Source organism: Roseibium sp. HPY-6 (assembly GCF_040530035.1).
Classification (GTDB): domain Bacteria; phylum Pseudomonadota; class Alphaproteobacteria; order Rhizobiales; family Stappiaceae; genus Roseibium.
Genome location: NZ_JBEWCD010000001.1, coordinates 583,256 through 609,884 on the forward strand (window position 1 = coordinate 583,256; position 26,629 = coordinate 609,884).

Consider the following 26,629-nt stretch of genomic DNA (forward strand, 5'->3'; position numbering starts at 1 on the left):
CAAATGCTCGAACCTGAGCTTGCAGAGACGCTGCAGGGTGGTTCGAGCGAGATTGCTCCAACCAAAAAACCTGGCTCATTGTGCCTGTCCGGCGGAGATCATCATGAAAATCGGCGTCGTATCCGACATTCACGGCAACCTGCTCGCTCTCGAAGCGGTTATTGCGGACCTGAAGCATGAGAGCCCGGATGTAATCGTCAACCTCGGCGACTGTGTTTCGGGTCCGCTTTGGCCCGATGAAACCGCGGACATCCTCCGTGAAAAAAACTGGCCGACCGTTCGCGGCAATCATGACCGGTTTCTGATCGAGGACCCTCTTGAAGCCCTCGGACCAACTGATGTCTTTGCAGCGGAGCGGCTGTCACCGGAGAACCTGGACTGGCTGCGCACCACCGGAGCAACAATCCGTCTGAGCGACGACATTTTTTTGTGTCACGGAACGCCGGATAACGACAACCGCTATCTGACCGAAAAGGTCGAGGGACCAAAGGGCCATCTGCCGGATGAGGACACCCTGCTTGCAGAGATAAAAGGCGAAAAATCAGCCATCATTTGCTGCGGGCACACGCATATTCCCAGGATCATTCGCCTCAATGCGACAGGACAGACCATCCTTAATCCCGGCAGCGTCGGCCTGCCCTCCTATCAGGACGATCATCCAACGCTGCACAAGATGGAAGTCGGCAGCCCGCATGCGCGATATGCGCTGATGACAAAATCGGGAATGACCTGGAACTTTCAGGAAAAGATTATCAGCTACGACTGGGATGCAGCCAGCCGCGAAGCGGCAAAGAACGGTCGGTCAGGCTGGGCACGCGCTTTGGCGCATGGATTCTATGGCCCGCTTTCCTGACCTTGCAGACCTAAACAAGGCACACGAATGAAAATCACTGAAACAGACATATTGCTCATTCCAGGTTACGGCAAACCGCTGCCGGGCCATTGGATCCTGCGTTGGCGCGACAAGATGCCAACGGCCCGCGTCGTCAAGCAGACGGAGCTTCTGGCACCGGTCAAAAAAGACTGGCTGGAAAAACTTGTTGAAGACGTTGAGGCAGCTGAGCGACCTGTCGTCCTGGTGGCACATTCACTCGGCTGTATTCTTGTCGCCCACGGCGCGCATGTGCTCAAGGACAAGGTCAGGGGCGCCTATCTGGTGGCACCCTCAGACTGGGATCGGCCGGGGCTTGTCGAAGGCTTTGATGGCGGCGACTTCAAGCCCGTTTCACGCGACCCGCTTCCCTTTCCAGCCCATCTCGTGGCCAGCCGCAATGACCCCTATTGCACCTATGAGCGCGCACAGGAATTTGCCGATGCCTGGGGAGCGACGTTTCAGGATGCCGGCGAAGCGGGACATATCAATCTGGAAAGCGGACACGGCCCCTGGCCAGAGGGCATGATGTCCTTCGCACATTTCATGAAGCGCCTGGGTTGATCCGGCAACAACAACGGACGCACTGATCGCGTCCGCCTAGCGTCGGAATCCCGATGTTCGCCCGCTCGTCAGTAGCCCGTTCCGCTCGCTTTTGAAACCTTGTCCTTGAGCCAGCTGACTTCGCCAAGTGCGTCGCGCGCTGCACTGTCGATAAAGACCGTGTCGATCCCGTGCGAGATCAGGCGGTATCCCATTGAAACGGCCTCCTCTACCTTTTCGCCGCTCAGGCAGAAGATCCCGGCGAGCTTGCCTGCCGCGAGGGCCTTTTGCGCGATCTCGGCACAGGCGCGGGCAGTTGCCTCCCCGTTCGGGTCGAGTGCAGAACCATTGGAAAGTGACAATGACAGGTCGCTCGGTCCGACAAAAATACCGTCAAGTTCAGGCACCGACAGGATATCGTCCAGAGCATCGATCGCTTCACGTGTCTCTATCATCGCGAGCCCAAGCGTTTGGGAATTGGACGCCTTCAGATACTCTTCATTGCTCTGACCCGTCAGCATCACCGCGCGTCGAGGTGACCAGCTGCGATCTCCGACCGGCGGATATTTCAAGGCTCGTGCGAACGCCTCCGCATCTGCCTTTGAATTGATCATGGGTGCAATAATGCACTCAGCGCCCATGTCGATCAGCCGTCCGGCAAGCGCATTGTCGCCAACCGGGATGCGGACAATGGGATGCGCACCGCCAAGGGCAATATGCGTCACCGCATCCACTGTCCCATCGAAATCGTACATGCCGTGCTGCATGTCGATCGTAACGGCTCCATATCCCGCTCGGGCAAGAATCTCCGGGATCATCGCCGACCGAAGAAAACACCAGCTTGTCACAACCGGCTGCCCGGACCGCATCTTGTCCGCGAGAAATTGTTTTTCCGTCACGCTCGATCTCCCATTTGTTTTGCCGCGATCAAAGCGCGCGCGGGCAATGGCTGCAAGCCCTGTCGGAGACAAATTCGTACAATGATCCCGCAATGAATGGTTCAACTCACGGCATCTTTGCTTCGTACACCACCGAGAACGTACAAACCGCCCCTTTCCGGCGGACTTTTTTTGAAATTTAGCCGTTCTTGAAAGCTCGAGAACCCCTTTTTCCTTGACCGAAGAATCTACATTCCTTACGCTAGGTAATCTTTAATTATTTTATTTAGAAAAATGTTCAATTCTGTAGCAATACTAGCGCTAATTTCGGCGTTTTTTTACAGTGTCGCAATGGTCGCGATGAAGTCCTTGGCGGAATTTCCAAGCATCGGTCTGGCCCTGATCATTGGAGCCGCCCTGCTCACGGCAGGCGCTTTCGAAGTGTTTGCCCTCAGGCAGGAAAGACTCGGCCTGATCTATGTCGGCATACTGGGTGCGGAAGTGATTTTTATCGGTGCAATGACCCAATTGCATTTTGGTGAAAGTTACTCTTTCCGCGAACTCACCGGCATGGGGCTAGTCCTGATCGGAACGGCCATCGCCTGGACCTGAATGTCAGGTTCTGAGCAGCGTGCACCTTGATGCTGAGGTCGGATCGTCCCGCAGGGTCGCCTCCGCGCGGGACCGGTGCGTCAAAAGTCCGGTTGCCTTGCCACTGGAACCAAAGCGCGTGTCCGGTCGGGTTGCTTGCGCATCGTAAGAAATCGACTGCCTTGCAAACATTCCACAGCATGCGTCACACACGCGTGTCTTTGTGGAAACGCGCACTGGACTGTTCTGCTCGCTCACAAACAAAACGCCCGCCGTTCCCGGCGGGCGTTGAACGTTCCTCGCACCATTTGAAAACGGTGTCAGCCTTCGTTTTGCAGCTGCTCGACAGCGGTCGCCATCAGCTCATCCATATTGCGGCGGATCTGGTGGTCGGACTGGTCGATGTTGTTGGTGTCGAAGTCTTCCCGGATCTTGCGGAAGACGTCTTCGTCACCCGGCTCTTCGAAGTCTGCGCGGACGACCTCCTTGGCGTATTCCTCGGCCTTTTCGCCTTCATAGCCCAGCAGTCCGGCAGCCCATTGGCCCAAAAGCTTGTTGCGGCGTGCGGTCGCCTTGAACCGCAACTCCTCGTCATGCGCGAATTTGCTCTCAAAGCCCTGTTCGCGCTTGTCGAATGTGCTCATACTCTTCGTCTCCTGAACTGCGCTCATGCACTGCACCCCATATGGGGATTCGTTGGCCTCTTGCATATCCCCGCAAGCGCGCCAAATCAACGCGATACATACACACTTGCGTCAAAAGCATGACAAACGCGCCAATTCGGGCACCCGCAACAGCCACGGAAAAACATACGATTGTACTTTTGCCGCGCTTCGGGTAAGTTCCGCGCCGCAAATCGGGGATTGCAGCCTTATTGGCACCTGCCGGTTGACCAGGAAATGTCCCGCAGGATTTTTGACAAGGTAAGCAGAGCCCGTTCAAAGGTTTCACGAAAAAACGGTATAGCCCATGAATCGCCGTCGGCGCATTTACGAAGGTAAAGGTAAGATTCTCTATGAAGGCCCGGAACCGGGAACTCTGGTTCAGCACTTCAAGGACGATGCGACCGCCTTCAACAACAAGAAGCATGAGATTGTTGACGGCAAAGGTGTTCTCAACAACCGCATCTCGGAATTCATTTTCAATCATCTGAATGCAATCGGCATCCCGACCCACTTCATCCGCCGCATGAACATGCGCGAGCAGTTGATCCGCGAAGTCGAGATCATTCCGCTGGAAGTTGTCGTTCGCAATGTTGCTGCCGGGTCCATTGCCAAACGCCTTGGCCTTGAGGAAGGCACGCAACTGCCCCGCTCCATCATCGAATTCTACTACAAGAACGACGAGCTGGACGACCCGATGGTCGCTGAAGAACACATCACGGCGTTTGGCTGGGCAACTCCGCAGGAGCTGGACGACATGATGGCGCTCGCCATAAGGGTCAACGACTTCCTCTCTGGCCTGTTCCTGGGTGTGGGCATCCGCCTCGTGGACTTCAAGATCGAATGCGGACGCCTGTTCGAAGGTGACATGATGCGCATTGTCGTCGCCGATGAGATCTCTCCCGACAGCTGCCGCCTTTGGGACATTGAGACCAACGACAAGATGGACAAGGACCGGTTCCGCCGTGACCTTGGCGGCATGCTGGAAGCCTATCAGGAAGTCGCCAAGCGGCTCGGCATCATGATGGCGACGGAACGTCCGCCCAATTCCGGCCCGACACTGGTGCAATGAGGAACAACCGCCCTGCAATCAGAGGGTGAGTTATTTCGTCGCGTTGCAATTGTAAAAACTGCCAATTAAACGCCTCCTTGCAATTCAAGGGGGCGTTATCATTATGAATATCCAAACACTCACGAAAACAGCAGCCGCCATTCTGCTCTGTGGAATTTTGGCCGCATGTCAAACGAGCGGGTTGAAACCCGGCAGCATCCAGACGAACTACGCGCCAAGTGGCTGGACAAAGAAGTCGTCAAACGGCTTTACCGGTTATGTCTGCGAAGTACCGCGATGCAAGTCCGACCGGCTGATCGCCCAGGGTCCGATCAAGGTATCAGGCGATGCTGAACAGGCGATCAAGGACGGTATCCTGTCGCGCGAACTCTTCAATGCGATCGCAAACGTCTACAACATCGCTGCAAAAGACCGCGCGAAGCTGACCATCACACGCCGTGTTGTGAAAAAGAACTATGCAGGCTTTGATTTCAGCGGATACTTCAGGGATAGGAAGGGCCGTATCTGGATAACCGGACGGTTTGTCATTCAGGACAACCGGGGATCCGTGCTCGTCTCCGCCGCGCGCAGCAAAAGCGTCGCCAACACATATTTCAAACGTTATCTGAACCAGACAACAATCAGGCGTCTGCCATAATTCCCAGCAATTGTGCGCATTCCTCTTTCTCTTCCGGGGCTCCTCGTGTATGGGGAGCCCCAAACTGTTTGTTGCTGCAGCATCTGCAGACCATTGCGGGAAGCCAACCATGAAAGCACGCGTGATCGTCACTCTGAAAAACGGTGTTCTCGATCCTCAGGGTAAAGCAATCGAAGGCGCGCTTGACGGCCTCGGCTTTGATGATGTCGGGTCCGTCCGTCAGGGCAAGGTGTTCGATGTTGAGCTCACGGGATCCGACAAGGATGCCGCAAGAAACGAACTCGAGCAGATGTGCGAAAAGCTGCTCGCGAACACGGTCATCGAAAACTACGCGATCGAAATCGCGTGAAATCCGGATCCGGGAGATGGATGAGGACACCCGCAACGCCATTCGTTTCATGGCGATCAAGGCGGCGGTGTTCATTCTGATACCGGCCTTGGCGGCGCTTATTGCCGTTCTTGTGATGCTCTAGAAATAACGGGATCGCCCTATGAAAACCGCTGTCATCGTTTTCCCAGGATCCAATCGTGACCGTGACATGTTCCACGCCCTGGAGCTTATCACCGGTTCACGGCCCCAAAGTGTCTGGCACACCGAAAGCACGCTGCCCGACGCGGATCTCGTGGTTGTTCCCGGCGGCTTTTCCTATGGCGACTACTTGCGTTCCGGCGCCATTGCCGCCCGCTCGCCGATCCTCAAGGATCTGGTTGCGAAGGCCGAGAGCGGCGTTTCTGTTCTGGGCGTCTGCAACGGCTTTCAGATCCTGACGGAGGCCGGTCTTCTGCCCGGCGCTTTGATGCGCAATGCGGGCCTCACCTTTGTCTGCAAGGAAGTGAGAATGACGACGGTGAACAACGCCACGCGGTTCTCGTCAAAGTTCACCGAAGGTCAGGTCTGGCGCTGTCCCGTCGCGCATCATGACGGCAACTACTTTGCCGACGAGACCACGCTTGCCAGGATCGAGGACAACGGTCAGGTCGTTTTCAGATACGCTGAGGGGACCAATCCCAACGGCTCGATCAATGACATCGCGGGGATCACGAACGCGAAAGGCAACGTTCTTGGAATGATGCCGCACCCGGAGAATCTGGTCGAACCGCTCAATGGCGGCCTCGACGGTCGCCTTTTGTTCGAAAGCCTCGCTGACAAGGCGGCCTGATTCGCGGCCGGCAGGATGACGCCATGAAGGAACTCAAGCTCGACAAGGAAGTCAGGACGCGCCTGACTGCCCAGATCCAGAGATATCTCGATGATGAGCTGGACCTTGAGGTCGGCAACATGGACGCGGAGTTCCTGATTGATTTTTTGAGCGGCTCCCTTGGCGCCCACTTCTACAATCTCGGTCTGAAGGACGCGCAGGCGCTATTTGCGCGCAAAGCCGATGATGTCACCGACGAGATCTACGCCATGGAGCGCAAGGTCGAGGATCGAAAGTAGTCCAATCAGGCCGCTTGATTGCGCTTTTGTTTCGGCGGATATCCGAAACGGCGTGAAAAAGCGCGCGAAAATGCCGCCGGGCTCGAAAAACCGCACAGCGTTGCAACCGACTTCACTTGCCGCCCGGCCTCAAGCTCGGCCCTTGCAATATCCAAACGCCAGTTGGAGAGGTATCCCATCGGCGTTGCGCCGACCAGATCCTTGAAGGTGACGGCGAACTGTGTCCGCGACATGCCCGCCGTTTCGGCAAGCTTCTCCAGTGTCCAGGTTTCCCCGGGCGCTTCGTGAATGGCTACGAGGGCTGCAGCAATACGCGGATGCGCCAATCCGTTCAGGAGACCCGTATCGGCCCTGCCCTCCTCCATGGCATGACGCAACAGACGGATCACGACCACTTCGCACAAACGCTGGAAGGCCGCCTGCCCACCGCATCTCGGCATCGTCGCTTCTTCGATCAACGGTGTCACCACGGCGGTCAGGTACGGTTCTTCGGAAAGCGGCACGGAGATGCACGCCGGCAAGGCATTGATCAACTGTTTGCCGATGCCGGAAATCGTAATATGCGCGGCCACAAGCGGCGTTTCGCCAGCCAGAGGCGCCGTTTCGGGAAACACCCGGGTTTCCTCGTCCTTCAACGGACAGAAAACCAGCCGGCGGGCACCGGCGGGGTCCGTGAAGATGACAAGATTTGCGACACCGTTATTCGGTTCATCAATCAGTGCATTGGAGACCTGAACGCGCAAGCGATCGATGAGAGACGACAGCCGATCGAGCTTTCCGCTGAATGATGTTCGATACGCAATCGGCAATTTCGTACTCCTGATCATCTTTTCGGGATGTTTCATCGTCAAACGTTCGCTAATTTAAGCGCATCGAAAGGCAAATGTGAAGCCTTGCCCAATAAGTATGAGGAAAAAGATGCTTATCCCACGTCAGCAGGTTCCTGGCCTGACCGTTGAAACCCTAAACTCGGGCACGTTCGATCTTGCACAGGATGCGGCGGACTTCGCAACGCTCGTGGTTTTTTACCGCGGCCTTCATTGCCCGATCTGCGCAACGTATCTCAAGGAACTCGGACGCCTCACGTCCGACTTCGCCGCAAAAGGCGTCAAGACGGTCGCCATATCGTCCGACGAAAAGGACCGCGCCCAGCAGATGGCCGACAAGGTTGGCCATGAAGACCTTCGTTTCGGATACGGACTGCCTCTGACAGTGGCAAAGGAATGGGGTCTCTACGTCTCCACAAGCCGTGGCACGACGTCCATCGGCATCGAGGAACCGGCCCTTTTCTCAGAACCGGGCGTGTTCCTCGTCAAAGGGGATGGCACGCTTTACTTCGCATCCGTTCAGACGATGCCGTTCGTGCGACCGCATTTCCAGGAAATGATCGGCGCACTCGACTTCGTTCAAAAGAACGACTACCCGGCCCGCGGCGAATACACCGGCGCGGTCTGAGGGTCGTATCCCCGGGCCGCGATCCCACTTTCGGCCCGGGGAACTGAATAATAAGGTGGGTCAACACCGCACTAGGTCCGGACCGGACCCGTTTCACGTCTTGCGTATATGCCTTCTGAATCGAAGTGGCCGTCACTTTCCCAGAAAGGTCTCTGTGCTTCCTGGAGCGCAGCTTCCCATGTCAGATTGACGTCTTGCAATTCTCTGTCCGTCAGTTCGAGCAATTGACGGCGTGTCCTATAAAGGTGCGACCAGGTCAGCAGTTTTTGGATCAAAACCCTGCCGAAACGGGTCCACGTGGTTTGTGCAGGAAAGATTCCTGCCCTCATTGTAACTATTGAACTCATAATATCACCTGAATTTGGGGCACAATCCGTGCTATTCTTAAATTGTATCGGTCCAATTATATGAATTGACTCTTTCTGGGGTGCAATATACTAAATTGTCACCATGACAAATTGGCTCCCAAACATACCTGAGGGACAAGCCCCCATATACATTCGGCTCGCCGATTGCATCGGAGAGGACATCGCGACAGGAAAGCTGCCAGCCGGCACGAAACTGCCGCCACAACGCGACCTTGCTTATGATCTCGGCGTCACCGTAGGCACCATTGGCCGCGCCTACGCGGTTATCAGGCAACGTGGGCTTGTCAGCGGCGAGGTTGGACGGGGCACCTATGTGCTTGGCACCAACGCTGGCGAGTCCCTCGACGATCGCTTCGGGTCTCCGGACAAGAGTACACGACCCGGGAGCGCGGGCGCTGGTCAATCGGCTACGACCGGGATGTCCTGGGTCCAGGGCGCCATGAAGGCCCCCAAAGACGTCGCGTTTTCCGGCACACGCATTACGGTTCCCGCGCCCGAAGCCATCCGTTTCGACAGCACATCTGCACCGGATGTCGGTCAAGCGCAGGCCATTCGCGATCTGACGGCAAAAATCACCGATGACTGTCCCTATGACATCGCAAGCTACACACGATCCGTGCCTGATAGCTGGCGGCAGGCGGGGCGCATCTGGCTATCACGCGGCACGTGGCATCCGGATTTGGGGTCTATTGTTCCAACGACCGGTGCTCAGGCCGGGATTATGTCAATTATCTCGGCAACAACAGCGCCAGGCGACCAGGTTGCCTTCGAAGATCTCACTTATAGCTCCATAGCGCGCGGCTCAGCGCTTTCAGGGCGCAGACCTGTTCAAATACAAAGCGACGATGAAGGCCCTCTCCCGGACGACCTTGCGCGTGTTTGTGCCCAGCGGCATCCGAAGATTCTGTTTGTCATGCCGACAATGCACAATCCAACGACCAGACTGATGGGTGCTCAAAGGCGCTCCGATCTGGTGGAAGTCGCACGCCGGCACAATCTCTGGATTATCGAAGACGAAGTTTACGGGTCCCTTCGCACCACGGACATTGCACCGTTCGCCGAACTTGCGCCTGAGCGCACGTTTCATGTGGGCTCACTTTCCAAAGCGGTTACAGCGGGCGTGCGCGGCGGCTGGGTCTCAAGCCCGAATTCTCACGCACAGCGTATCTACACAGCTCATAAAATGCTCACAGGCGGCGTATCCTTCCTGCTGTCTGAACTGTCTGCCCGCCTCGTGCTGGGCGGCATTGCTGAGACCTTGCGTGAGCGAGTGCTCAACGAGATCGCGGCCCGCCACGAACTCGTTCAACAATATATCGGTCCGTTCGAGCACGTCTCTGCGAAGGACGCGCCGTTTTTCTGGCTCAAGGTTCCAGAGCCCTGGCTGTCCGGGACCTTTAAGGCGGCAGCCGCTGCTTTTCACACGCTGATCGACGATGAAGACGAGTTCAAGTCAGGCCGCTCCGGAAGGGTTTATCACCATGTCCGTGTCGGCGTTACCAATCCCCTCACCCGTGAGGAGACAATCAAGGGGCTTGAAGTCCTGAGGAACCTGCTCAACGACAGCGGTGCCGGTTACGACAGTTTCGAGTGAGGTGCCCTTATGGCCGCGATCGTATGTGAGGCAAAGCGACCCAAGCCTTCTTTGCAACCCTGAGCATTCTGGAGAACGTCCGCGCTTCAACCGTGATCATTTGCCGAAACATTGCGACGGGATCCGCGCTCAAAGGACGCATTGCGCGTCAACGGACTGTACGTTAACGATCGTTTAAACTTTTAGTTATTTTGTCACTGTTTTTCTTTACAATCCCATCACAACCCATTACTCTACGCGAAGTTGTTCAGAAGTCTTTATATCAAATCTCACCTAAAGTAAAATAGTGTACAGCCATGGAATTAAATGATGACGTAATTGTTGTATTTAAGAAAATACTTAATTCTCAAGGTACAAATTCGAATAAGCGCAGTTTCGCCATGCAAGTAGAAAATCATACTGATACGACCAAGGAGCTGACAGCCGAACGGTTACTGCTCCGGATCATGAAACTTGAACACACCGTGCAAGAACTTCGACAGGAAAGTTCTTTCAAGGACAAGGAAATCAGACGGCTTGAAGGCCAGATGCGGGACTGGCAACAGGTGACGCTGAAGCTTCAGTCACGCGTTGCCAAGCGTATCTGAGGCCGCTTTCGTTCGTCTCATGCCTAGTTGAACCAGGGTTTTGTTTCTGGCGGCTCTCGATGTAAGCCGGCCGGAAACAAAGTTTGTTCGTTCCCCTCCCTTTTCCGGACGCAATCTGCTAAACGGCGGCAACATTGCGCGACCGCGGCTGCCCGACCCACAGACGGCGGCCACAGAACACTGGAACGACATGATCCCGAACGACATCAAGATCACGCCCGACCTGATTGCGTCCCACGGTCTTAAGCCGGACGAATACGAACGCATCCTGGACCTGATCGGCCGAGAGCCATCCTTTACCGAGCTCGGCATTTTCTCAGCCATGTGGAACGAGCACTGCTCGTACAAATCATCAAAAAAGTGGCTCAAAACCTTGCCGACCGAGGGCCCACGCGTGCTCCAGGGTCCGGGTGAAAATGCAGGTGTCGTCGATATCGGCGACGGCCAGGCAGTGGTCTTCAAAATGGAAAGTCACAATCACCCGTCCTACATCGAGCCCTATCAGGGCGCTGCGACGGGTGTGGGGGGTATTCTGCGCGATGTTTTCACTATGGGCGCGCGCCCCGTCGCTGCCATGAACGCCTTGCGATTCGGTGAACCTGAGCATCCGCGCACGCGCCACCTCGTCTCGGGCGTCGTGTCCGGTGTCGGCGGTTACGGCAATTCCTTTGGCGTTCCGACAGTCGGCGGCGAAGTCGAATTCCACGCACGCTACAACGGCAACTGTCTTGTAAACGCCTTTGCAGCAGGCCTTGCGAATTCGGACGCGATTTTCCTGTCCAAGGCGGAAGGCGTCGGTCTGCCGGTTGTCTATCTTGGCGCCAAGACCGGCCGGGACGGCGTCGGTGGCGCAACCATGGCCTCTGCCGAGTTTGACGATACGATCGAAGAAAAGCGTCCGACCGTGCAAGTCGGGGACCCCTTCACCGAAAAGTGCCTGTTGGAAGCCTGCCTGGAACTCATGGAAACGGGCGCCGTCATTGCCATCCAGGACATGGGTGCAGCCGGCCTCACCTGTTCCGCCGTTGAAATGGGAGCAAAGGGCGACCTGGGTATCGATCTTGATCTCGACAAGGTACCGGTGCGCGAGGAGCGCATGAGCGCCTATGAGATGATGCTCTCCGAGAGCCAGGAACGCATGCTGATGGTTCTGCGCCCGGAGATGGAGCAGGAAGCTGAGGCCATCTTCCGCAAATGGGGGCTCGACTTTGCGATCGTCGGCGTTACGACTGACACGCTGCGTTTCGTCGTCAGGCATCAGGGCGATGTGGTCGCGGATCTGCCAATCAAGGAACTCGGCGACGAAGCACCCGAGTATGACCGCCCCTGGAATGAACCGGTAAAGCAGGCCGTACTCGCCGCATCGGACGTCGAAGAACCAGGCGACTACGCCGAGGCGCTAAAGACACTCATCGGCAGCGCAAACGGGTCTTCCCGCCGCTGGGTTTACGAGCAGTACGACACGCTGATCCAGGGCAACAGCGCGGCAACACCTGGCGGAGACGCGGGCGTCATCCGTGTTTCAGGAACGCGCAAGGGGCTGTCGTTTTCCGTGGATGTCACGCCGCGGTATTGCGAAGCCGACCCTTATGAAGGTGGTAAACAGGCTGTCGCCGAGGTCTGGCGTAACCTGACCGCTGTCGGCTCCGAACCGCTTGCTGCGACCGACAATCTCAACTTCGGCAACCCGGAAAAGCCCGACATCATGGGGCAGTTTGTCGGGTGCATCAAAGGTATCGGCGAAGCTTGCAGCGCGCTCGATTTCCCGATCGTTTCCGGCAACGTCTCACTGTACAACGAGACACATGGTGAAGCGATCCTGCCGACCCCCGCCATTGGCGGCGTCGGCCTGTTGCCGGATGTCACGGTTCGCGCAGGCGCGGCCTTTGCCAACGAAGGCGACGCCATTCTTTTGATCGGCGGGCACGGCAAACATCTCGGAGCCACACAATACCTTGCTGACGTGCTCGGCCGCGAGGAAGGGGCTCCTCCTCCCGTCGATCTTGCAGCGGAAAAGCGCCGTGGCACCATCGTGCGCCAGTTGATAGGCGCAGCGCGGCTCAGCAGTGTCCACGACATTTCATCCGGAGGCCTTGGCGTGGCCCTTGCGGAAATGGCTATCGCGAGCGGCATCGGTGCGACGGTTGAAGTCGACGGCCCCGCGCATGCGGCGCTCTTCGGTGAAGACCAGGGCCGCTATGTGCTGACCGTCGCCGAAGACAAGCTGGACGCAGTTCTGGAAGACGTTCTGGACGCCGGGATCGAGGTACAACAAATCGGCAAAACCGGCGGAACCGATTTGACTGTTGACGGCATTCTCACCATATCCGTTGCAAACTTGCAAAAAGCGCACGAAGATTGGTTCCCGAACTACATGACGGGCAGCTAACCTGCATGCCTTTCAGGAACTTAATATGAGGACTGACGTACGATGCCGATGAACGCAAACGAGATCGAGACCCTGATCAAAGAGGCCCTGCCCGATGCTCAGGTTGAGATCCGTGATTTGGCTGGCGACGGCGATCACTACGCGGCAAATGTGGTCTCGGAATCCTTCCGGGGCAAAAGCCGCGTACAGCAGCACCAGATGGTTTATGAGGCACTGAAGGGGAATATGGGCGGTGCCCTGCATGCCCTTGCGCTTCAAACGAAAGCGCCGGATTGAGACTGACAGCCAAAACAAATTGCCCTGCACTTTGTCCGGCCTCTTGAACTTCCACCGCGCTGAAACACATATGCAAGCGAAGCAATAGGAAATTCGATGGTTTTGCTCCTCCTTTCAGTTTTAACGATCATGCTGATCATGGAACTGCGTATATGGAGAGCGTTTGCACAACTGGTTTATCGTACGGGTCGCCGAACACTCGCGCCCGCGAAACACAAGGATACACATCCATGAGCATCCAGGACTGGATCAAGAACGAAGTCGACAGCAACGATGTGGTTTTGTTCATGAAGGGCACGCCGAACTTTCCGCAATGCGGATTTTCGGGCCAGGTCGTACAGATACTCGACTATGTCGGCGCCCCATACAAAGGCATCAATGTCCTGGAAGACGATGAATTGCGCCATGGCATCAAGGAATTCACCAACTGGCCGACAATACCGCAGCTCTATGTAAAGGGCGAGTTCGTCGGTGGCTGCGATATCATCCGTGAGATGTTCCAGAATCAGGAACTGCAGGGCCTTCTCACCGACAAGGGTGTCGAAACGGCGCAACAGCCTGCATGAACTGAATCAGTTTCTGAAACGACCAGGCTAAGGGGCGGATCTTCCGCCCTTTTTTGCGCTGTCGGCTGCACTGAAATGAATGTCCATTCAACATTGACAGCCGACCACAAGATCCTTTCTGGCTGCACCACTCGCCGTTCTCAGCGCGAAAGACAGCGACTCCAAGCGCCAAAACCACCCAGGATTGTACTTTATCCAACGTTAACTCGAATCAAATCGGGCCGAATTTGGGCGATCGCTCGGAAAATTCAAACGAATCACCTAGTATGAACGCTAGGTGAATGCGGATGTCAGAGTAAGTACAGGTGCGTTCCGCCATTCTCCGACCATATCACGGGACCCGGCACAACGACGGGTCAGGAAATGGGACCGGGGACAATGAACAAGTTTGCTGTTGCAACCACCTCCACTTTTGTACTGGCTTTGGCAGGCCTTGGAATAGCCGTGTCCGGCAGCCCTTCGACGGATAGCGAACTACGGCGCATCGACTGTCAGGCGATTACGATGTTCACGCCGACGCAAAGCAGAAGCGCAGAGGATCTTTGTGCAAATTACGGCGGCGTTGCGGAAAACGGATCCGAGCCGAGCAAAGCCGGCCTCGTCATCCTCGTCCGCAATCAGCCAATGGGCGGTTTCCTGGGCGAAAACACGGTTCGCTGAAAACGCTCAGTCTCCGTCACGGCCATCGCCATTTTCCGCGATAATCGCGAACGCTTCGACGGGTTCCGCAACGTTATGCAGTGTCAAGCTACCGAGGCTCTCTACTGCAAAGCTGATATGACCTGCCACCTCATCTGACGCGACTATTTCCCTGCCATGAATCTTGCCATGTTCGCCAAGCCTTGCGGCAATATTGGCCGCGCTGCCAATCACGGTGAAATCAAGCCTTTCCTTTGACCCGACATTGCCATAGGTCACATCGCCATAGGCGATACCTATGGCGCAGGTGAGCGTCAGGTCATTCAGGTTTTCGTCAGGGATTGCCAGCATTCGCACGATTTCATTCGCACTTTCAACCGCCTGCCGACAGGCATGATCGTGTCCGGTTCCTGCCGGGAAAATCGCAAGCACGGCATCGCCGATAAACTTCAGCACCTCACCTTCATGCGCGTTGACAATTTCCGTCGCGGTTTCGAAAAACCTGTTCAAGACGGCGACATAGTCGTCGCGCCCGAGTTCGGATTCAAGGCGTGTGGAGTGGCGCAGGTCGCAGAACAGGATTGCCGCGTCTATAACGTCGCCATCACCGCGCCGGATCTCTCCCCCCAGCACACGTGCACCGGTGCGTTTTCCAAGATACGTCTCAAGAAGCGATGTCGCGTTGGACGTCAGCGCAAAGACCTCGAACAAACGGCTAATCAGCGCGGAGCATTCGAAAATCAGCCCGAGATTTGCCGTCGTGAAACCGTTGGGATGATCTGAAGCCAATGTAAGAACATTGATCCGTCCATCGGAAAACGGGAGTGGCATTGCCACATAGTCGGTGACACCCTGTTCCTTCAGGTCTTCCATGATCGGGAAGTTGAACTCGTCCGGATTGGTATCGAGTTTCTGGCGAACACCGCCAAGCCCTTCAGCAACGTGCTGAAAAGGGCTTTCCTTGAAGACCGGACTGTCGAGAAGCTCATAGGACGGGTATCGGCTGGTCACCTCGTCTTCGTCGCGCTGCCAGATGCAGTTGTGGCCCGCGATCATCGGGTGAAGCGACCAGATGAGAATGCTCATTCGGCTGACGGCAACACCGTCTTCAACGAGTTTCTTTCCCAGTGCGGCAAGCAAATCCTGTGGTGTCTTCGCCAGCCACGCCTCACGCAGCAGCCAATCGACGACCGGGCCCGAGATGTTGCCGGTCGGCATATCCTCAATTTCAGCGCCCTGATGCTCTATCCGCGTCGCAACGCTCGGCATGAATGCAAAGAAGCCGTCGACGGCCTGTCCTTCCGGGAGCGCATTGGGATAGTGCCAGGCGCCATAATTGAGCACCTCCCCCTCCACTTGGACATGCCTGTAGGAAGCCGTTCCCTTGAAGGGGCAAAACGTCTTGTGATCGGGCGCAGCAACCAGCTGGGCAACAATGTCCTCAGACGGAAAATAAACGACAGGTGGCAATCGGGTTTCATACATGACCCTTGCCCTTGACGAGCGTGCGAGCAGCTTCCCGTCCCGCCAGGCAGTCACCTCCCCCGACAACGGTTCAACCACTATTCCGTAGTCATTTGATGTCTGTTGCACACGTATGGTCATGGCGAACAGATAGGTGAGCGAAAAGAAGCTGTCCAGCCTTGACGCCTTGCGCGAAATCCGAATTCACCGCCGGTCGCTGCCATTGTCAGTCTTTGAACCAGGCGTCCCAGGCGCTCCAGTTGTCGACCAGATTGGCAATCATGGCGTATCCGGTACCATCGCAATGCATCTTGTCGCCCCGGGTAAGGCTGCTCATGTAGTCGCGGTTGGCAAGCAGTGGTGTTTGCAGGTCGAGATAGGGAATGGAGAGAGCCTCCGCCACGGCCTTGAAGCGTTCATTGAGCTCTTGGCCTCTGCGCTGGGTAAAGGAGACTTCCAGTCCTTCGCTCGGCTGCATCGGTGAACAGGCTTCATTTGCCGGGGGCAAACCAACCCACAAGGTCGGATACAACGCAGAGACTTCACTTACGAGCGCTTCGGCCTCGGAAATGGAAACGTCTTCCTCAACCTGCCGGCCCTTGTCGGTAACTTCGGCAATATCGTTCATACCGAACTGGAGTACGACCCGATTATCGGCTCCCTCCTGGAAACGGACATCGCTTTCCTGTTTCCAGCGCAACCGGATTTCCGGTGTGGTTTCGCCGCGAATTCCCAGATCATAAAACGACAACCGATAGTCCCAAGCGAAACGCCTTTCGCATAGGCGCCCGATCCAGCCAAGGCAGCGCTCGTCGCCGGTCCCGTTAATATAACTGTCACCGACGAAGCAGATACGCAGGTCCCGCATGCAGTTCCTCCCGAACAATTTGCGATACCGTCGCGCTATTTTCGCGACAGGTCCAGTGCCTTGTTGCGGAGCAGACCATGCAGGTTGTTTTTGCTTTGACGGCGTCTGATCCAACGATTCTGTCCAAACGCCGATATCCTTGTCTCAGAAAACGTCTTTCAAATGGCGGGATATGCTGAGGTCTTGGCGCGCTTGTACGGCCACCAAGATCACCAGAATTCCGTACCCGGAGCGCCTTTGGGCATCCCGCGAAGGTTTGGTGTAATCCAGCCGCCATAAAACGTACCGGCTTGGGGATCAACGCGCGCGTCGCCAACAAAACACGCATCCATTTTGGTCGCATAAAACGCGAGACAGTCTCTGATACTGGAAAAGGACGGCACCGGTTTCTCGTAGGACCATGCCGCGCGGGACGCGGAGATGGATCCGGCTTTTACATCGAAATACCGCGCATTTCCCTTCCATTCGCAGAAGCTGGTCCCGGGCACGGGAACAAGGTCACAATCAACGTCTGAAAGCGGAATGTAGTATGTGGGCGGGTGATGTGTTTCAAGAACGCGCACCGCATTGACTGTGTCGACGATCGTGAGCTTCGAAAGCTCTATTCGTATCCTTTGCGGAACCGCTTCCACGATTGGTGGCCTTGGATAGTCTTGAACGTTTTCGATCTCAAGCTCTGGAAACTCGAACGTCATATGAACCTCGTCAGGACATAAGCTGCAGCTGCAATGTGAGCGAGGGTCACGATGACTGAAAGGCTATGAAGCAGCTTGAAACGCGCTTTGTTATTCGCGTCGGATGCGTGATTGATCGCCGGCATGAGTATTTGCCGTGTTGGCACGGTCGAAAGAGCGATTGCGGCCAAAATGCCCGCTGAGACCGCATTGATCAAGGCGAGGCAAATCGCGGCGATCGCTGACGCGAAAAAGACAAACAGATAAAAGAAAGGAAACGCTCTCCGGATCGTCGGGCTTGCGACCTCCGGGGGCAAGGCTGAAAACACGAATGCGGCAAATCCAAACGCGTACAGCACCATTCCACCAAAGAGCAGTGCTGACACCAGCAGCGCAACCGTCTCCATCATTGGTTCTCCCTTCGCTTCGAAGACCCTGCGGACGGCACTGCCTCCGGATCCATTCCAGCGTTCTTGTGACCGGTTTTTACGCTCACCCCCGGGATCATGTAGGGCACCTCAGCACGATAGGCCTGAAAGCGATCGCCGAACGCAACATGGAACCGTTTCTCCTTCAAAAGCGGGGCTGCAAGGCAATAACCTGACAACGCGAGCGCAAGCGCCAGTTGGTCCGGCGTCCAAACCGGAACGGTCCAGAGAGTCAGGGCAAAGGCTGCATAAATTGGCTGGCGCACGACCCGGAAGAGCCCCCTCACCGGCATGTCGGGATAGACGGGTTTTGCTCCCGCCAGCAGTGACATCCAACCAAGTGCGCCGGACTGCACTTCAAGCCCGGCATCGAAACTGGCCTTCATCAGCAAAATCCAGGTCGATGCATAAACCGCGCACAGAAGCCAGAACACCGATCCTTCCGCCTGCCACCAGACTATCCCGGACGGTGTCCAGAAACCGAACAAGGCAATGAGCTGAAGGGAGGCGATCGTTGCATAAGTCGTCGTTGAAAGAGTTGCCCCATGAGAACCCGGAATGAGACGCCGCAAAAGGTGGCGGCCCCTTTGTGTCAACAACGCGGAATGGATTAGTGGGAACTGCAACAACAGCAGCAGATTTGCTGCGGCTGCCCAGGGCCATGGCACTGCTCCAAGGCTTTTGCTCATGCCAAAAAACATTGCTGTGATCATGCACAGCACTGCGGCAGCAAAGACGAAATGGCAGATTGCGCCATAAAGCACAGCCAGAAGAACACGCTTGGTGCCGGGTGCCGGCTTCATCGCTCCCTGGATCAAGCGGGTAACCCCGGCTATGCGCGGATCAAGAGGCATCGAGGTGCTCCAACAGATTTTCCGCTATCGCAACGCCACTCTGCCATGCAGCCTCGACACATGCGTCCAGACACCAGTCCCCGCCAAGATAGAGCGTCCCGGCACTGTTGCGGACAAACGGTTTGCCAAGTGGCGTCTCAACGTTTGCAAAGCGCCATCGATGAGCGGAGGCGTATCGCACGCTGGAGGGCGCGAGCCCGAGTTCATCGCAAAGGAGGAAGAGCATTTCTGTCTTGATCTCTTCCGGATCACTTTCCAGGTTGTCCGCGCTCCAGTCCGCATCCGCCTGGGCAACCCAACAATTCACGTCTTGCCGACCCGGCTTGGAACTGTTGAGGGCAATCCAGGTAAGCGGGTTGTTGGGGACAAAGCGGTTCGTGAATTCGGTGGCTATTCGCTCAGAAGCTTCGGAAAATGCAGCCATCAATGTCCAGCAAGGCGACATGCGGGCGTGGGAAATCTCCCTCGAGAGCGGATTGCCTGCACCCAGAAGTGTCAGCGCCTGGGGTTGAGGTACGGTAATGACGAGGTGCTCGCAAAAGATCTCCGAGCCATCTGTAGCGAGTCGCCAACCGTTGCCCGTTTCTGAAATGGACGTGACCAATGTGTTTCGCCGGATATCGAGCCCTGCGCCGATCTCCTTCGCAACGGCATTCATCGAAGGCACGCCCACGGTCACCGCACGATCCTGTACAGGCCACTCGCCTGCCGCACCGGTTCGTGTCAGCTGCTCCAGAAGCGCGTCAAAACCGGACGTTTGCGCCGTTATGAACTGGGCACCGTGATCGAACTGAAAACCTAGATCGGTTCGGCGTGTTGCCAGGCGCCCGCCTATGCCTCTGCTCTTTTCAAGGACCAAGGGGCTATGACCGCTCTTCTTGAGCAGCTGCGCGCAGGACAAGCCTGCAACGCCTGCACCGATGACGCCGATGGGTTGGCTATTCATCGGCAAAACCCACGTCCGTCACCTGGCAATCGCGAAGCCGGGTCCGTCTCGTCCGTCGCGGCGGATGATCATTTGGTCTGGTATCTGGCGTGCGCATGGAGACCGTCCAAGGTAAACAACAGAATGCTTACGTGGATGCGGCCGAGTTGGATGGCGGCATTGCGCCGCATGTCAGTGCCTTCAGCGCAGTCTTGATCGAGCCCCGGTTGTTACACGACCTGACGCACCTGCTCCAGGAATGCGCCGACCTCGCTCCTTAGAACGTTGCCTTTTTCCTGCAATTCGTCTGCGGCGCTCAGGACCTGAGCTGTCCCGTCAAGCGTTTCGTTCGCCATGGCGCTGATGGAGCCAATATTTGAGCTGACTTCCATCGCCCCGCTGGACGCCTGGTTGATGTTCCGGGCAATCTCTGACGTGGCAGCTCCCTGCTCTTCGACAGCTGCTGAAATCGCCGCCGCAATTTCGTTCACCTTGGAAATTGTTCCGCCAATTGAACGGATAAAGTCGACCGCCTGGCCACTGGAGGACTGGATCTCCTTGATCTGCAGACCGATCTCTTCGGTCGCCTTGGCTGTCTGGCTTGCCAGTTCCTTGACTTCTGCGGCGACAACGGCAAAGCCTTTGCCCATTTCACCGGCGCGGGCCGCTTCGATGGTCGCGTTCAAAGCCAGAAGGTTAGTCTGATTGGCTATATCGGTGATCAGCGAAACCACTTCGCCGATCTTTTCCGATGCGTCGGACAAGCCGGTTATCCCTTTGTTCGCCTGCTCGACTTCATCTACTGCCTCACTCGCGATCTTGGCGGACTGGTTGACCTGCTGATTGATCTCGTTGACGGACTGGGTCATTTCTTCTGTTGCCGCCGCAACCGAACCGACGTTGGAAGACGCTTCTTCGGCATGGCCGGCCACCACTGACGCCTGATCGCTCATGGATGTGGATGTCTGGTTCATCGACTTCGCGTTGACCTGCATCTGTTCCGCAGCTGCGCTGACGGATTCAACAACACTTGTCATCTGCGCTTCGAAATCACCGACGACCTCCCGAAAGGAGGTGACACGGCCTTCCATTGCTTCCATTGCATGGTTGATTGAATCGCTCGCCTCACCGAATGAACCCGTCATCCCACGGACTGAAATGCGCCGGAAATACTTGTTTTGGGAGACGTAGTCGAGTGAAGCCTTGGTTTCGCGCACATAGGCGTCCGTGCGGTCGATCATCCGGTTGATCGCGTGAAGGAGCCGTCCGGCATCTCCGGTTTCGGTGATATTCAGGACACGGGCTTCAAAATCACCTTCCGCAACGCGTTCGACAATTTCAAGGGCCTTGTTGACAGCCGATTTGTTGTTTCCAAGCATGACGTCCTCAACGGGTATGGAAAAATTGAAAGGGATACAGACCAGTGTGGATCAAAGGCGGGCTATGAACTCGTCATAGGCGATGCCTTTTCTGCAAAGGAAATCATCAATCAGCTGCTTGGAGGCTTGCAGGCCTTCCTTTCGATTTCCATGACGCTGTTCTTCTTTGAGCAGGTCGTCATAGAGCGGAAAAATTGCGCTTTCCAGAATGTCGCGATCCGGTACACGGCGGTTCGAATGGTATCCCAGGATCGTGCCGGACCGGTCCCGGCTAGGAGTTACATGTGCCTGAACCCAATAGTGATCGCCGTTCTTGCACCGGTTCTTGACGTAAGCGAAAATTTCACGCCCGCCCTGAATGAATTCCCAGAGCAGATCAAAAACACAACGCGGCATTTCGGGATGTCGAATAATGCTGTGCGGATGGCCGACGCATTCCTTTTCGGTGTAGCCCGCAATTCTCAAAAAGACGTCGTTGCAGTAGGTAATTCGACCCTTCAGGTCTGTTTTGCTGACAATAAGCTCGTCTTCACCGAAGAATTGCTCAACACCTGTAACAAGTACATCTCTAGACATCTTTGCCCCCACAACGAAATCAACCGTCCAGACACCGAAGGCTCTCAGCAAATCAAAGAATAGAAGCTGCGAAACGAGAATAAATTGCGAATAAATTGATCGAAACATGGAATACAATCAATAATTGTATCGCAAATTTCTCTCAATACATTTATTCCCCTTCGGAAATCTTGACTTCGTTATTAGACGCAGAAATATTTCTGAGATATTAATCCGTTAGAGAAAGTTATCAATCGGAACATGTTTTTGCGCGACATGTCAAAAAAAACTACCCTTGATATAAAAACTGCACGCCGGACAACAAATACTTGTATAAGTATTAATACATACTCTTTCGGCGCTAGGATAGAAATCTTTCGGAAAGAACGGATACACTTTCTGAAAGTAGCAAAAAAGAATTGCTCAACTTTACGGCAACTTCACCCGGTGATTGCTTTCAGTTCCAGGAAATCCTCCAGGCCGAATTCACCATATTCACGGCCGTTACCGGATTGTTTATAGCCGCCGAATGGTACATCCCAATCCGGACTTGCCCCATTAATGTAAACGCTGCCCGCGCGCAGTTTTCTGGAAACGCGTTTAGCGCGCTCCGGATCGCCAGTCTGGATGTATGCCGCGAGGCCATAAGGCGTATCATTGGCCATGGAAATGGCCTCGTCCTCGGTTTTAAACGGGATCATGACGAGTACCGGACCAAAAATCTCGTTCCGCGCAATGGACATCTGGTTCGTGACATCTGCAAAAACGGTCGGCTTGACGAAATAACCCGTTTCAAATCCTTCGGGTTTGCCTGGTCCGCCGGCAACGACCCGGGCGCCGTCTGCAACGCCCCTTTCGATGTGACCCTGGATGCGCTCAAACTGCAGTTCGGAGATCACCGGCCCGATATGGTCCCCTGCGTTCTGCGGGTTGCCGACCTTTGTGTCGGGCGCAACTGTTTCTGCCAGTGCAACGACTTGCTCGTAGACACTGTTTTCAACGAGCAGCCGCGTGGGGGCGTCGCAGGACTGCCCCGTATTGGAAAAGCAGCTTTCAAGCGAAAACCGGACTGCCGTCTCAAGATCGGCGTCGGCAAAGATGAGGTTCGCGGATTTGCCGCCAAGCTCCAACGCGACGCGCTTCACTGTCGGCGCCGCGCTTTGCAAGACGGCAACCCCAGCACGGGTGGATCCGGTGAACGACATCATGTCGATATCCGGATGCGCGGACATTGCGGCCCCAACGCCCGGACCGTCGCCATTGACCAGATTGAAAACCCCAGCCGGGCATCCAGCCTCATGCAGCATCTCTGCAAACAGCAAACCGGAAAGCGGAGCGATTTCACTCGGCTTTAGGACCATTGTGCACCCGGCGGCCAGAGCCGGTGCAACCTTGGCGGTGATCTGATTGATCGGCCAGTTCCAGGGCGTGATCAGTCCGCAAACGCCAATGGGTTCGTGGCGCAGCAAACTTCCGCCCCGGGGGCTAGGACGCTCAAATGCGTGTGCCTTCAGTGCTTCGAGCGTTGCCTGAAGATGCCCGACACCAGACGGCGTTTGTTGCGTGCGCGCAAAGTCGACAGGCGCTCCCATCTCAAGACGGATCGCTTCGTCCATCTCACCAGACCGGCGCTCGTAAATTTCGATCACCCTTTGCAGCAAACCGGCGCGTTCGTCGACACTCACTTCCGACCAGAATGCAAAGGCAGCCTTTGCAGCCTCAACGGCCAAATCGACATCAGCAGCGCTTCCAAGAGATATCACGGCAACAGCCGCTTCGGTCGCCGGATCGATCACCTCCAGATCCCGGGAGGTAACCGGATCTACCCAGGTGCCACCGATATAGAATTGCCGCTTTTCAATCATCAGCCCGCTGCTTTCCGAAAATCCTGCCCAAATGTTGCGCCACGATTCGGCACAACCTCATATCCGGCTTCTTCGGGCTCGTCGTCAAGCATTTCCGGAGGGAATCCAGGTGCCCGAACGTCGAGCCCGGTCGCCTCCTCAAGACGGCGAATGATGTTCGGAGAGAGCTCGCGTGAACCATATCGTTTGATCGCGTCGGCAAAGAGGCTGTTCAGCAGCGGCGATACGTCTAGTGGCACGTCATGTGCCTCTGCAATTGCTTGAAACAAACCGATGTCCTTGGCAACAAGATCCATCGTGAAGGAGATATCGCGCGACCCGTTCAAGATCACCTGGCTTTCGGTTTCATGGACGAAGGAATTGCCTGACGAAATGCGGATTGCTTCATAAGAGGTACTGAGATCAATGCCCGCTGCTTTGCACGTGACCAGGGCTTCTGCAAGCGACACAAGATTTGCCGTGGCGAGGTAGTTCGTGACCACCTTGAGGATAGATGCCGACCCGATATCGCCAGTATGGAGCACGCGCCGTCCAAGCACTGTGAGCAACGGCAGCGCTTTTTCAAAGGTTTCTCGCGTACATCCGGCAAAAATGGAGATGTTCCCGGTCGCTGCCCGGTGGCACCCGCCCGAAACGGGACACTCGATCGCTTCCGCGCCTCGGGCTATGACTTGATCAGCAAGGCGCCGCGTTTCGTTTGCGTCGGTGGTAGACATTTCCGCCCAGATGGTGCCCGGGCCAATTCCTTCAAGGATCCCACCGGGACCTTCAACGACTGCCGCACAAGCGGCAGGACTTGGCAGACAGGTCACCACGACATCACAGCTCGATGCAAGCTGGCTGGGGCTTTCGCCGCGTTCGGCTCCCCTGGAAACGAAGGTCTCCATAAGGGTCCAGTCGAGATCCAGAACACTTAAGGCATGGCCATTTCGAAGGACACTGCCAGCAAGTTTTCCTCCGACATTTCCAAGCCCGATAAAGCCGATATGCATTTAAAGCTCCTCCCAGAAGCGCAGTTGATTGCATGCAACAGTCTGCGCCGCAGAGAAAAAGAAGAGAAACGATATAATCTATAGACATTCCTCGATTTTTTTTATCAATTAGAGTTATGCAGACACTTCCCAACCTGCTCTGGCTCCGAAGCTTCGAGGCCGCCAGTCGTCTTGGAAGCTTTACCGCTGCCGGGCAGGAACTTGGGCTGACACAGGCTGCTGTCAGCAATCACATCAGCTCACTGGAAAGTCAGCTTGGGCACCAGCTATTGGAGCGCACAACACGCAAGGTGGCTCTCACAGCCAGCGGGCAAGCCTATTTGCCCGCCGTTCGAAAGGCATTGCAGGATCTGGCTGTTTCAACGGCAGGTCTTTTCGGTAACCGGACGTCCGGTTCGGTCACGATTCGTGCGCCAATTTCCGAAAGCGTTTTGATCATTGCCCCTGCTCTTCCCGCGTTTCAGCAGGATCATCCAGGTCTCGACCTCCGACTGCTTTCTGCGATTTGGGCTGACACTGTTTTGGAGACCGGAATTGACCTCGAAATCCGCCTCGGAACTGGAATTTGGCCGAATGTGCGCTCTGAGGCACTCGGGTCGGAATTCGTCGTTCCCGTGTGTCATTCTGATCTCATAAAAGAATTGAAGAAACCATCCGATCTAATTGAAAAAAGTAGAATTCATACACTTGGCTTTGATGATCATTGGAGGCGTTACTTTGAGGAGCTCGGGCTTGGAACACCATCAAGGTCTGCCAGTGTCACCGTCGACACCTCACTGGCCGCCGTTGAACTCGCGGCTGCGCGAGGCGGCGTCGCCCTCGTCCTCGAACGGATCGCCATAAGGCTCGCTGCGACCGGCCGACTTGCAATCCCGTTTGAAACGAGAATACCGTCACGCCAGAGCCACTACCTGCTGCACAGAGAAAACGCCGGGCCTCAAAAACCAGCCGCGCGTGTGGTAGAGGCCTGGTTGAGACAGTTGTTCACCGCAGACGACAAAAGCGAATGAAACAATCATTCGCAAGATCGACCCCGCAGGGTTAGATCGACGCTTGGTCGAAGGCCGTGCTCACTCTGTTGCAAACAGTTTCGCCGTCATGGCGAGGCTTGCGCCGCAGGGCTCTTCCGCTTCCCCGCCTGAAGCATCTGCAGGGCTCTCTGCGGGCCGAAGATTGGTGAAATCGTAGAGCGAACGGTCGAGCAGATGGGACGGCCGGGTATGTCCGAGCGCCCTGGCCATAACGCCAAGCCGGCCCGGCGTTTCCTTTTCCCAACCCTGAAGCATGCGTTTGACTTCCTCGCGCTGCAGTCCGTCCTGCGAGCCGCAAAGGTTGCAGGGAATGATCGGAAACCGCATGCCGTTTGAAAAGCGTGCGATATCGCTTTCGGCCGCATACGCAAGTGGCCGCAACACGAGCAGATCGCCTTCATCATTGATCAGCTTCGGCGGCATGGACGCCAGCCGTCCGCCGTGGAACAGGTTCATGAAGAAGGTTTCCAGGATGTCGTCCCTGTGATGGCCGAGCACGATAGCTTCGCAACCCTGCTCGCGGGCGATCCTGTAGAGAATTCCGCGCCGCAGCCGTGAACACAGCGAACAATAGGTCCGGTGCTCCGGGATCTTGTCGGTCACGATGGAATAGGTGTCCTCGCGCACAATGATGTGCTCGATCCCGTTATCCTCGAAGAACCTTGGCAAGATGTCGGTCGGGAAACCTGGCTGCGCCTGGTCCAGATTGCAGGCGATGAGATCAACCGGCAGCAAACCCCGCCATTTCAGTTCAACCAGTACGGCCAGTAGCGTGTAGCTGTCCTTGCCGCCGGACAGGCAGACCAGCCATTTTGGTCTTTTGTCGTTCGAGATGTTCTCGGGCAGCATGCCGAAGTCACTGATTGCCTCGCGCGCCTGACGCAACAGCCGCTTGCGCAATTTCTTGAACTCCACGCTGGATGGCGCGCCCCGAAGAAGCGCCGGAACATCGGTATCGGTGCTGTTGGCAATGTCGTTCATTGGAGCGCCCAGGTTCGAGAAATTGCTGGTGAAGCGTGTAACGGAAC

32 protein-coding genes are annotated in these 26,629 nt (G+C 56.0%); 17 read left to right on the forward strand and 15 right to left on the reverse strand.

Annotation, left to right across the window (positions count from 1 at the left end):
- Positions 1–103 precede the first annotated feature (103 nt).
- Positions 104–853 carry a metallophosphoesterase family protein gene (locus ABVF61_RS02830; RefSeq protein ID WP_353992012.1) on the forward strand — a complete coding sequence of 250 codons (750 nt, stop codon included), beginning with the start codon at positions 104–106 and terminating at the stop codon, positions 851–853.
- 27 nt (positions 854–880) lie between these two features.
- Entirely contained in the window at positions 881–1,435 is a 555-nt protein-coding gene (locus ABVF61_RS02835) for an RBBP9/YdeN family alpha/beta hydrolase (protein WP_353992013.1), read from the forward strand.
- A 68-nt stretch (positions 1,436–1,503) separates the two neighbouring features.
- On the opposite strand, the gene ABVF61_RS02840 is transcribed toward ABVF61_RS02835, so the two are convergent.
- Positions 1,504–2,313, reverse strand: coding sequence for an HpcH/HpaI aldolase family protein (locus ABVF61_RS02840; RefSeq protein ID WP_353992014.1), 810 nt, complete (start codon positions 2,311–2,313; stop codon positions 1,504–1,506).
- Positions 2,314–2,661: 348 nt separating this feature from the next.
- On the opposite strand from ABVF61_RS02840, the gene ABVF61_RS02845 reads away from it, so the two are divergent.
- Entirely contained in the window at positions 2,662–2,904 is a 243-nt protein-coding gene (locus ABVF61_RS02845; protein WP_353992015.1) for a hypothetical protein, read from the forward strand.
- Between the two features lie 299 nt (positions 2,905–3,203).
- Here ABVF61_RS02845 and ABVF61_RS02850 read toward each other — a convergent pair whose 3' ends face one another.
- The gene (locus ABVF61_RS02850; RefSeq protein WP_353992016.1) at positions 3,204–3,527 is read right to left on the reverse strand and encodes a DUF1476 domain-containing protein; all 324 of its coding nucleotides are present in this window, start codon (positions 3,525–3,527) and stop codon (positions 3,204–3,206) included.
- A gap of 325 nt (positions 3,528–3,852) precedes the next feature.
- Between ABVF61_RS02850 and purC the strand changes: the two genes are divergently transcribed.
- The 6 genes from purC to ABVF61_RS02880 all read left to right on the forward strand — a co-directional run bounded on the left by purC (position 3,853) and on the right by ABVF61_RS02880 (position 6,692).
- Entirely contained in the window at positions 3,853–4,617 is a 765-nt protein-coding gene (gene purC / locus ABVF61_RS02855) for a phosphoribosylaminoimidazolesuccinocarboxamide synthase (RefSeq protein WP_299480761.1), read from the forward strand.
- Positions 4,618–4,720: 103 nt separating this feature from the next.
- Positions 4,721–5,254, forward strand: a complete 534-nt coding sequence (locus tag ABVF61_RS02860; RefSeq protein WP_353992017.1) for a hypothetical protein — start codon at positions 4,721–4,723, stop codon at positions 5,252–5,254.
- A gap of 109 nt (positions 5,255–5,363) precedes the next feature.
- Complete coding sequence (gene purS, locus ABVF61_RS02865) at positions 5,364–5,603, forward strand: phosphoribosylformylglycinamidine synthase subunit PurS (RefSeq protein ID WP_353992018.1); 240 nt, start codon at positions 5,364–5,366, stop codon at positions 5,601–5,603.
- A 16-nt stretch (positions 5,604–5,619) separates the two neighbouring features.
- Entirely contained in the window at positions 5,620–5,727 is a 108-nt protein-coding gene (locus tag ABVF61_RS02870; RefSeq protein ID WP_353992019.1) for a phosphoribosylformylglycinamidine synthase-associated small membrane protein, read from the forward strand.
- 18 nt (positions 5,728–5,745) lie between these two features.
- Positions 5,746–6,414: a phosphoribosylformylglycinamidine synthase subunit PurQ gene (purQ, locus tag ABVF61_RS02875; RefSeq protein WP_353992020.1), complete on the forward strand. Its 669-nt coding sequence runs from the start codon at positions 5,746–5,748 to the stop codon at positions 6,412–6,414.
- A 23-nt stretch (positions 6,415–6,437) separates the two neighbouring features.
- On the forward strand, positions 6,438–6,692 hold the full coding sequence (locus tag ABVF61_RS02880; protein ID WP_299480749.1) for a DUF2164 domain-containing protein: 255 nt from the start codon (positions 6,438–6,440) through the stop codon (positions 6,690–6,692).
- 5 nt (positions 6,693–6,697) lie between these two features.
- On the opposite strand, the gene ABVF61_RS02885 is transcribed toward ABVF61_RS02880, so the two are convergent.
- Positions 6,698–7,501 (reverse strand): AraC family transcriptional regulator, encoded by an 804-nt coding sequence (locus tag ABVF61_RS02885; protein WP_353992021.1) that lies wholly within the window; start codon positions 7,499–7,501, stop codon positions 6,698–6,700.
- A 109-nt stretch (positions 7,502–7,610) separates the two neighbouring features.
- On the opposite strand from ABVF61_RS02885, the gene ABVF61_RS02890 reads away from it, so the two are divergent.
- Positions 7,611–8,147 carry a peroxiredoxin-like family protein gene (locus ABVF61_RS02890; RefSeq protein WP_353992022.1) on the forward strand — a complete coding sequence of 179 codons (537 nt, stop codon included), beginning with the start codon at positions 7,611–7,613 and terminating at the stop codon, positions 8,145–8,147.
- 71 nt (positions 8,148–8,218) lie between these two features.
- Here ABVF61_RS02890 and ABVF61_RS02895 read toward each other — a convergent pair whose 3' ends face one another.
- On the reverse strand, positions 8,219–8,494 hold the full coding sequence (locus ABVF61_RS02895) for a DUF1127 domain-containing protein (RefSeq protein WP_353992023.1): 276 nt from the start codon (positions 8,492–8,494) through the stop codon (positions 8,219–8,221).
- A 103-nt stretch (positions 8,495–8,597) separates the two neighbouring features.
- Between ABVF61_RS02895 and ABVF61_RS02900 the strand changes: the two genes are divergently transcribed.
- From ABVF61_RS02900 to ABVF61_RS02925, 6 genes are all read left to right on the forward strand, one after another.
- A complete protein-coding gene (locus ABVF61_RS02900; protein WP_353992024.1) occupies positions 8,598–10,109 on the forward strand; it encodes an aminotransferase-like domain-containing protein in 1,512 nt (503 codons plus the stop codon).
- A gap of 380 nt (positions 10,110–10,489) precedes the next feature.
- A complete protein-coding gene (locus ABVF61_RS02905) occupies positions 10,490–10,696 on the forward strand; it encodes a hypothetical protein (RefSeq protein WP_353992025.1) in 207 nt (68 codons plus the stop codon).
- 190 nt (positions 10,697–10,886) lie between these two features.
- Positions 10,887–13,085 (forward strand): phosphoribosylformylglycinamidine synthase subunit PurL, encoded by a 2,199-nt coding sequence (gene purL, locus ABVF61_RS02910; protein ID WP_353992026.1) that lies wholly within the window; start codon positions 10,887–10,889, stop codon positions 13,083–13,085.
- A gap of 42 nt (positions 13,086–13,127) precedes the next feature.
- Positions 13,128–13,361 carry a BolA family protein gene (locus ABVF61_RS02915; protein WP_008196307.1) on the forward strand — a complete coding sequence of 78 codons (234 nt, stop codon included), beginning with the start codon at positions 13,128–13,130 and terminating at the stop codon, positions 13,359–13,361.
- Between the two features lie 230 nt (positions 13,362–13,591).
- A complete protein-coding gene (gene grxD / locus ABVF61_RS02920; protein ID WP_353992027.1) occupies positions 13,592–13,927 on the forward strand; it encodes a Grx4 family monothiol glutaredoxin in 336 nt (111 codons plus the stop codon).
- A 378-nt stretch (positions 13,928–14,305) separates the two neighbouring features.
- Positions 14,306–14,587, forward strand: a complete 282-nt coding sequence (locus ABVF61_RS02925; protein ID WP_353992028.1) for an antitermination protein — start codon at positions 14,306–14,308, stop codon at positions 14,585–14,587.
- 6 nt (positions 14,588–14,593) lie between these two features.
- On the opposite strand, the gene ABVF61_RS02930 is transcribed toward ABVF61_RS02925, so the two are convergent.
- The 10 genes from ABVF61_RS02930 to ABVF61_RS02975 form a co-directional block, all read right to left on the reverse strand.
- Positions 14,594–16,171, reverse strand: coding sequence for a DUF427 domain-containing protein (locus tag ABVF61_RS02930; RefSeq protein ID WP_353992029.1), 1,578 nt, complete (start codon positions 16,169–16,171; stop codon positions 14,594–14,596).
- A gap of 85 nt (positions 16,172–16,256) precedes the next feature.
- Complete coding sequence (locus tag ABVF61_RS02935; RefSeq protein ID WP_353992030.1) at positions 16,257–16,898, reverse strand: GDSL-type esterase/lipase family protein; 642 nt, start codon at positions 16,896–16,898, stop codon at positions 16,257–16,259.
- Positions 16,899–17,107: 209 nt separating this feature from the next.
- Positions 17,108–17,593, reverse strand: a complete 486-nt coding sequence (locus tag ABVF61_RS02940; RefSeq protein ID WP_353992031.1) for a DUF427 domain-containing protein — start codon at positions 17,591–17,593, stop codon at positions 17,108–17,110.
- The gene (locus ABVF61_RS02945; protein WP_353992032.1) at positions 17,590–17,982 is read right to left on the reverse strand and encodes a DUF4149 domain-containing protein; all 393 of its coding nucleotides are present in this window, start codon (positions 17,980–17,982) and stop codon (positions 17,590–17,592) included. The genes ABVF61_RS02940 and ABVF61_RS02945 overlap by 4 nt, the downstream gene beginning before the upstream one ends.
- Positions 17,979–18,854, reverse strand: coding sequence for a methyltransferase family protein (locus ABVF61_RS02950; RefSeq protein ID WP_353992033.1), 876 nt, complete (start codon positions 18,852–18,854; stop codon positions 17,979–17,981). The genes ABVF61_RS02945 and ABVF61_RS02950 overlap by 4 nt, the downstream gene beginning before the upstream one ends.
- Positions 18,844–19,800: an NAD(P)/FAD-dependent oxidoreductase gene (locus tag ABVF61_RS02955; RefSeq protein WP_353992034.1), complete on the reverse strand. Its 957-nt coding sequence runs from the start codon at positions 19,798–19,800 to the stop codon at positions 18,844–18,846. The genes ABVF61_RS02950 and ABVF61_RS02955 overlap by 11 nt, the downstream gene beginning before the upstream one ends.
- Before the next feature lie 209 nt (positions 19,801–20,009).
- A complete protein-coding gene (locus ABVF61_RS02960) occupies positions 20,010–21,158 on the reverse strand; it encodes a methyl-accepting chemotaxis protein (protein ID WP_353992035.1) in 1,149 nt (382 codons plus the stop codon).
- Positions 21,159–21,209: 51 nt separating this feature from the next.
- On the reverse strand, positions 21,210–21,734 hold the full coding sequence (locus tag ABVF61_RS02965; RefSeq protein ID WP_353992036.1) for a PAS domain-containing protein: 525 nt from the start codon (positions 21,732–21,734) through the stop codon (positions 21,210–21,212).
- Positions 21,735–22,153: 419 nt separating this feature from the next.
- Positions 22,154–23,578: an aldehyde dehydrogenase family protein gene (locus tag ABVF61_RS02970; protein WP_353992037.1), complete on the reverse strand. Its 1,425-nt coding sequence runs from the start codon at positions 23,576–23,578 to the stop codon at positions 22,154–22,156.
- Positions 23,578–24,570: an NAD(P)-dependent oxidoreductase gene (locus ABVF61_RS02975; RefSeq protein WP_353992038.1), complete on the reverse strand. Its 993-nt coding sequence runs from the start codon at positions 24,568–24,570 to the stop codon at positions 23,578–23,580. The genes ABVF61_RS02970 and ABVF61_RS02975 overlap by 1 nt, the downstream gene beginning before the upstream one ends.
- A 116-nt stretch (positions 24,571–24,686) precedes the next feature.
- Between ABVF61_RS02975 and ABVF61_RS02980 the strand changes: the two genes are divergently transcribed.
- Positions 24,687–25,580, forward strand: coding sequence for a LysR substrate-binding domain-containing protein (locus tag ABVF61_RS02980; protein ID WP_353992039.1), 894 nt, complete (start codon positions 24,687–24,689; stop codon positions 25,578–25,580).
- A gap of 60 nt (positions 25,581–25,640) precedes the next feature.
- On the opposite strand, the gene ttcA is transcribed toward ABVF61_RS02980, so the two are convergent.
- Positions 25,641–26,582 carry a tRNA 2-thiocytidine(32) synthetase TtcA gene (gene ttcA / locus ABVF61_RS02985; protein ID WP_353992040.1) on the reverse strand — a complete coding sequence of 314 codons (942 nt, stop codon included), beginning with the start codon at positions 26,580–26,582 and terminating at the stop codon, positions 25,641–25,643.
- Positions 26,583–26,629 lie beyond the last annotated feature (47 nt).

Excerpts from the sequence above, each read along its gene's own strand:
- ABVF61_RS02930 (WP_353992029.1), bottom strand. The coding sequence starts at position 16,171 with ATGACCATACGTGTGCAACAGACATCAAATGACTACGGAATAGTGGTT.
- ABVF61_RS02880 (WP_299480749.1), top strand. The coding sequence starts at position 6,438 with ATGAAGGAACTCAAGCTCGACAAGGAAGTCAGGACGCGCCTGACTGCC.
- ABVF61_RS02980 (WP_353992039.1), top strand. The coding sequence starts at position 24,687 with ATGCAGACACTTCCCAACCTGCTCTGGCTCCGAAGCTTCGAGGCCGCC.
- ABVF61_RS02900 (WP_353992024.1), top strand. The coding sequence starts at position 8,598 with ATGACAAATTGGCTCCCAAACATACCTGAGGGACAAGCCCCCATATAC.
- ABVF61_RS02830 (WP_353992012.1), top strand. The coding sequence starts at position 104 with ATGAAAATCGGCGTCGTATCCGACATTCACGGCAACCTGCTCGCTCTC.
- ABVF61_RS02860 (WP_353992017.1), top strand. The coding sequence starts at position 4,721 with ATGAATATCCAAACACTCACGAAAACAGCAGCCGCCATTCTGCTCTGT.
- purC (WP_299480761.1), top strand. The coding sequence starts at position 3,853 with ATGAATCGCCGTCGGCGCATTTACGAAGGTAAAGGTAAGATTCTCTAT.
- ABVF61_RS02970 (WP_353992037.1), bottom strand. The coding sequence starts at position 23,578 with ATGATTGAAAAGCGGCAATTCTATATCGGTGGCACCTGGGTAGATCCG.
- ABVF61_RS02850 (WP_353992016.1), bottom strand. The coding sequence starts at position 3,527 with ATGAGCACATTCGACAAGCGCGAACAGGGCTTTGAGAGCAAATTCGCG.
- grxD (WP_353992027.1), top strand. The coding sequence starts at position 13,592 with ATGAGCATCCAGGACTGGATCAAGAACGAAGTCGACAGCAACGATGTG.
- ABVF61_RS02895 (WP_353992023.1), bottom strand. The coding sequence starts at position 8,494 with ATGAGTTCAATAGTTACAATGAGGGCAGGAATCTTTCCTGCACAAACC.
- ABVF61_RS02940 (WP_353992031.1), bottom strand. The coding sequence starts at position 17,593 with ATGACGTTCGAGTTTCCAGAGCTTGAGATCGAAAACGTTCAAGACTAT.
- purS (WP_353992018.1), top strand. The coding sequence starts at position 5,364 with ATGAAAGCACGCGTGATCGTCACTCTGAAAAACGGTGTTCTCGATCCT.
- ABVF61_RS02975 (WP_353992038.1), bottom strand. The coding sequence starts at position 24,570 with ATGCATATCGGCTTTATCGGGCTTGGAAATGTCGGAGGAAAACTTGCT.
- ABVF61_RS02870 (WP_353992019.1), top strand. The coding sequence starts at position 5,620 with ATGGATGAGGACACCCGCAACGCCATTCGTTTCATGGCGATCAAGGCG.
- ABVF61_RS02955 (WP_353992034.1), bottom strand. The coding sequence starts at position 19,800 with ATGAATAGCCAACCCATCGGCGTCATCGGTGCAGGCGTTGCAGGCTTG.
- ABVF61_RS02935 (WP_353992030.1), bottom strand. The coding sequence starts at position 16,898 with ATGCGGGACCTGCGTATCTGCTTCGTCGGTGACAGTTATATTAACGGG.
- purQ (WP_353992020.1), top strand. The coding sequence starts at position 5,746 with ATGAAAACCGCTGTCATCGTTTTCCCAGGATCCAATCGTGACCGTGAC.
- ABVF61_RS02960 (WP_353992035.1), bottom strand. The coding sequence starts at position 21,158 with ATGCTTGGAAACAACAAATCGGCTGTCAACAAGGCCCTTGAAATTGTC.
- ttcA (WP_353992040.1), bottom strand. The coding sequence starts at position 26,582 with ATGAACGACATTGCCAACAGCACCGATACCGATGTTCCGGCGCTTCTT.
- ABVF61_RS02890 (WP_353992022.1), top strand. The coding sequence starts at position 7,611 with ATGCTTATCCCACGTCAGCAGGTTCCTGGCCTGACCGTTGAAACCCTA.
- purL (WP_353992026.1), top strand. The coding sequence starts at position 10,887 with ATGATCCCGAACGACATCAAGATCACGCCCGACCTGATTGCGTCCCAC.
- ABVF61_RS02835 (WP_353992013.1), top strand. The coding sequence starts at position 881 with ATGAAAATCACTGAAACAGACATATTGCTCATTCCAGGTTACGGCAAA.
- ABVF61_RS02965 (WP_353992036.1), bottom strand. The coding sequence starts at position 21,734 with ATGTCTAGAGATGTACTTGTTACAGGTGTTGAGCAATTCTTCGGTGAA.
- ABVF61_RS02950 (WP_353992033.1), bottom strand. The coding sequence starts at position 18,854 with ATGCCTCTTGATCCGCGCATAGCCGGGGTTACCCGCTTGATCCAGGGA.
- ABVF61_RS02905 (WP_353992025.1), top strand. The coding sequence starts at position 10,490 with ATGCAAGTAGAAAATCATACTGATACGACCAAGGAGCTGACAGCCGAA.
- ABVF61_RS02945 (WP_353992032.1), bottom strand. The coding sequence starts at position 17,982 with ATGATGGAGACGGTTGCGCTGCTGGTGTCAGCACTGCTCTTTGGTGGA.
- ABVF61_RS02915 (WP_008196307.1), top strand. The coding sequence starts at position 13,128 with ATGCCGATGAACGCAAACGAGATCGAGACCCTGATCAAAGAGGCCCTG.
- ABVF61_RS02925 (WP_353992028.1), top strand. The coding sequence starts at position 14,306 with ATGAACAAGTTTGCTGTTGCAACCACCTCCACTTTTGTACTGGCTTTG.